Genomic DNA, 4,433 nt, shown 5'->3' with positions numbered 1-4,433 from the left:
ACCGACGCTAAGACCCTCTACGACTCCGGCGTCGGGTCGCAGATCTACCAGGGCCCTCGGGTCGCGGATTTCAGCACGGACCAGTCGGCCGGCATCCAGTCCACCCGTGACCAAGCCGCGGCCGATAATGCTGGCGGCCTCGGCACGGCGTACCTGCAGAGTGTGCTCGGATCGAACGGGATCAGTCCCACGACGCAGCAGGGTCTCGGCATGCTGGCGGCGGTGCCTGAGGCGAGCACGGCCCGGCTGTCGGGGCTGGCGGACCGGATCGGGGATGCGAACAACCCGATCAACCAGACGGCCGGCGCCTTCATGAGCGGGGCGCGGGATCTCACGACCCAGCCGCAGTTGCAGGACCTCTACAACCGCTCGCAGGCACCTTCGGCGGCCGAAACGAACCTGTCGGGCATCGCAGCCGGAAACTACCTCGACCCGACGAAAAACGCGTTGTTCCAGAACCTCGTTGATGTCTCGAACCAGAACGCGACGAACGCGACAAAGGAAGCCTACGCCAAAAGCGGGCGGTATGGTTCCGGCAGCTTCGCGGGCGCCATGCAGAAGGCGGTCAACGACACCGATACGGCGCTGTATGCCGGCCAATACAACACGGAGGCGCAGCGCCAGCTCTCGGCCAACTCACAGATAGACGCCGCGCGGCAGGCCGCATCGAGCGCCGGGCTCGGGATCACGAACGCGATCAGCGGCGTGCAGTCCACGAACAACTCTCAGCGCCTCGCCGGTGCCGGTCTCGGACAGGCTCAGCAGGCTGCTCAGGCTGGTGTTCTCGGTCAGGTGCTGAGCGGGGACCAGTTCAACAGCAACCTCGGGGTGACGAAGGCGCAGGGCTTCATCGGTGCGGGTCAGCAGGGGCTCAGCGCCGCGAACCAAGCCGCGGGGCTCCTGCCGTCCGTGGACGCGCTCCGGTATGCGCCGGCCTCGAACCTGTTGCAGGTCGGCGGGCTTCAGCAGGCGCAGGCGCAGCAGGGCCTAGAAGCCGCGCAGCAGCTTTTCCAGGAGCAGCAGCAGACGCCTTGGCAGGCGTTGAGCCAGTACGCGAGCTATCCGCTGGCAATCGGCAGCCAGGGCGGAACGCAGGTTTCTCAGGGCACCCAGCGCACGGAGACCTCGGGCGTAAGCCCGCTGCAGTCGATCCTCGGCCTGGGCACCAGCCTGCTCGGCCTCGGCACAGGCGGCGGCTCGACCCTCGGCGGCGGTCTGATCAAGGGCCTGTTCGCGTCGGATGAGCGGATGAAAGAGAACATCCGCCCCGTGGGCGAGCTGAAGGATGGGCAGACCATCTACAGCTACAACTACCGCGGCGAGCCTCGAACCCAGATCGGCCTGATCGCGCAGGAGGTGGCGGACCGGAAGCCCGATGCTGTGGGTCCGATTGGTCTCGGTGATCTCCTGGGCGTCGACTACGGCAAGGCCACGGACGAGGCCGCTCGGCTCGCGGCGAAGGGCCGGAAGAAGGGCAGGGACGGCTCGTCGGGCGGATCCGCGCCGGCCGCGCTTCCTGCTGAGCCGCCGCGTCTGACGATCATCGTTCGGGACCCCTCGGGCTCCGACCATGGCGGCCCTCCGGCTGGGCTCGGCGACCTGCTCGCGGCGATGTCGAGCGACCAGGGTGCTCCCTCTGGCATCCTCGCCCATGCCCTGCAGGCCATGATCCCGCAGGAGCCGGAGCCGGTTCGAACCGGAGCCCCGAAGCCCCAGACCCGCGGCAAGCGCCGCGCGGTGGCTTGAAGAGGCGCGCCATGGAACGCTCCGACGCCTTCGAACTGATGCCGCCCGCCGTCCCGGCCGACGACGCGGTGCCGACAGATTTGCAGCAGCGGATCGCGGTTGCCTGCGCCAACGCCGCCATGAGCTTCAGGTCCTTGCAGGCTGTGAGCGCACAGGCCGCGTGGATCCTGGAGAGCGGCACCGGCACGGCCCATGACCTCGCCGGGCTCCTGCAGGCTTTCGAACAGCTTCAGCTCCAAGCCGGCGAACGGATCACGGTCCTCGGCGCCATGTGCGGCTCTGCGGGGTCAGCATGACCTGCGGCGCCTCCTCCTCATCCTCGAACATCAGGACGCACCGATGAGCGGCGGTCCCTCTTTCCTCGGCGACCTCGGCGGCTTTGACCTGCAGAGCCTGCTGGATCAGCTTCGTCAGGCACCGCAGGGGGGCGACCCTCAGGCAGCAATCCCTGCCCCGACGATGGGCCTCAACCCGTTCCAGCCGACGCGCGGTGCCGGTGATGTCGATCCCTCCGGCCGCGGCACCGGGCCCGTGGATCAGCGCCGCCCGAGCATCGCCATGGACGAGGGACAGGTGCAGACCCTAGAGCGTGCGCAGGCCGGGCCCGCTGACGCTGTCGCGTTGGGCGGCTCGCCGCTTGACCGCCTGCTGTTCGACCGATCCGGGTTCGGGGGCGGCTCTGGTGGTTTCGCAGGGGCTGCAGATCCCTACGCCACGCGCGCCGTGCCGTTGCCGCCGACCCGACCGGGTGACGATGCACTGATGGTCCAGCCGTCGACCACCGGCACCGTGTCGGGCATGAACCCCGGCGGAGCAGGCGCGATGCCGCCGAAGGTCAAGGCGTTGTCGGACTATCCCGGCGGTCCGGCTCCGGCCGCCCCTGCTGATCCCGTTGGCGTGCCGCAGATGCCGCCTGCGAACAGCTTCGACCCCCTTACGGGTCAGGTGGTCTCAGGGCAGCCGCAGCGCCTGGGAGGGGCGCCTTCGCCCGCTCCTGCGCCCGCCGGGCCGATGGCGCCTGCCCTCGGTCAGGGTGGCCCGCAGCCGAGCATGATGGAGCAGTACGCCCGCGCTGTCGGCGCTGTGAACCCTCAGATCGGCGACTTGCTGTTCCACGTCGGTCTCGGCATCGCGAGCAACCGCGGCATCGGGCCGGGCATCGCGGCGGGCTTGCAGAGCTATGGATCCAGCCAGTCCGGCTCGCTGAAGGGTCAGCTTGAGCAGATCAAATTCATGCAGGAGCAGCAGGGGCAGCAGGACACGTACAACCACCTCGTCAACAATCTGAAGTACGACCCGACAGCGGCACGCGCGGCCATGCGCAATCCGACGCTGCTGACGAACCTGCTGCAGCAGCAGACCCGCGCGCCGAACACCGTCGACTATGGCGGCGTGCGCTACCTCGTGCCTCCGAACTCCGCGAACGATCCGAGCCAGTGGCAGCGGGTCGGGACCGTGAACGGTCCGCAGCCGGGCTTTGAGGCGGATCCGAACAATCCGGGCGGTGAACGTCCCGTCGTCGGCGGTCAGGCTGATCCGAACTACAAGGCGGCCGTGGCTGGCGCTGAGGCTAGGGCCAAGGACGATGCCGTCCCAGACAAGTTGATCAACACGCGCCCCGGCGCGGTGCTGTACGACCCGAACACGAGGCAGCCCGTCTACACCGCACCGGGCAACAAGCCGGAGGGGTTTGAGACCGAGGACAAGCTGCGGACCGAGTTCTCCAAGCAGCTCGGCACCTTCGGGCAGGTCCACGAGGGTTATGGCCGCGTGATCGCCGCCACCCGGCAGCGCGAGACTAATCCCGGACAGGTATCGCCCGCCTCCGACATGAGCTTGGTCTTCGGTTACATGAAGATGTTGGACCCCGGCTCGGTGGTCCGTGAGGGCGAGTATGCCACGGCCAAGAACGCGGCGGGTGTGCCTGAGCAGGTGCTGAACGCCTACAACAAGGCCCGCAACGGTGAATTCCTTTCGGATCGCCAGCGACAGGATTTCCTCGGGCAGGCTCAGGAGCTGTACGGCACCGCTCGCCATACCGCTGACGGTGTGGCCGAGCGGTATCGTGGACTGGCCCAGCAGTATGGCGTCAGCCCCGACCGCTCCGTCTACATGCCGGAGAGCCCAACCCCGCCCAAGCTCGGGCAGCAGAGCCAGCCCAGCGGAAGCGCGGCCGGGCGGTTCCAAGAGTTGATGACTAGCGGCATGTCGAAGGCCGACGCCTTCGCGCGGATGCGCAAGGAGGGCCTGTAATGGCTGGCGGCGTCACCTTTGATCCGGCCGAGTTCGAGGCGTTCAAGCAGGCTGCCGGCGGACCGGCGCCGGCGACTGGAGGCGGCTTTGATCCCGCAGAGTTTGCCGCGTTCAAGGCCGAGCAGACCCACGCGGAGACCGGCCGCGAAACGGGCGCGATGAACGCCGCCGCCCGTGGCTTTGTCAACGGGATCCCGGTGGCGGGCCCGTACAGCCGCGGCGCGATCAGCCGCTCTGACTCGGCTCTGCGGTCATACCAGCGCGGTACAGCCTACCGCGCCGAGCTGCCGACAGCTCAGGGTTACGGCACCGACGGGAAAGCTGCGCATCCCTACGCCAACACGGCCGGCGAGATTGCCGTCGGCCTCGCGGGCACGCCACGCCTGATATCGGCGGGCCCTGCTGCGTGGCGGGCCGGCACGGCAGGTCGGACT

General features: G+C 68.5%; 3 protein-coding genes and 1 pseudogene. All 4 read left to right on the top strand.

The features are described 5' to 3' along the window. Positions 1–1,746: tail fiber domain-containing protein (locus MKK82_RS26620; protein ID WP_243987325.1), on the top strand; the 1,746-nt coding region annotated here is incomplete at its 5' end. Between the two features lie 11 nt (positions 1,747–1,757). Continuing rightward, on the top strand, positions 1,758–2,042 hold the full coding sequence (locus MKK82_RS26615; RefSeq protein ID WP_243987323.1) for a hypothetical protein: 285 nt from the start codon (positions 1,758–1,760) through the stop codon (positions 2,040–2,042). 43 nt (positions 2,043–2,085) lie between these two features. Beyond that, a complete protein-coding gene (locus tag MKK82_RS26610) occupies positions 2,086–3,999 on the top strand; it encodes a hypothetical protein (RefSeq protein ID WP_243987321.1) in 1,914 nt (637 codons plus the stop codon). After that, positions 3,999–4,433, top strand: a pseudogene (locus tag MKK82_RS26605) (hypothetical protein); the annotation flags it as partial. The gene MKK82_RS26610 and the pseudogene MKK82_RS26605, both read left to right, overlap by 1 nt.

This window comes from Methylobacterium sp. E-046, from assembly GCF_022829625.1.
GTDB classification, from domain to species: domain Bacteria; phylum Pseudomonadota; class Alphaproteobacteria; order Rhizobiales; family Beijerinckiaceae; genus Methylobacterium; species Methylobacterium longum.
The sequence above is the reverse complement of the archived record's forward strand: the minus strand, read 5'-3'. Positions and strand labels throughout refer to the sequence as shown.

Bases quoted from the DNA above. Each gene is read 5' to 3' on its own strand.
- MKK82_RS26615 (WP_243987323.1), top strand. From the start codon at position 1,758: ATGGAACGCTCCGACGCCTTCGAACTGATGCCGCCCGCCGTCCCGGCC.
- MKK82_RS26610 (WP_243987321.1), top strand. From the start codon at position 2,086: ATGAGCGGCGGTCCCTCTTTCCTCGGCGACCTCGGCGGCTTTGACCTG.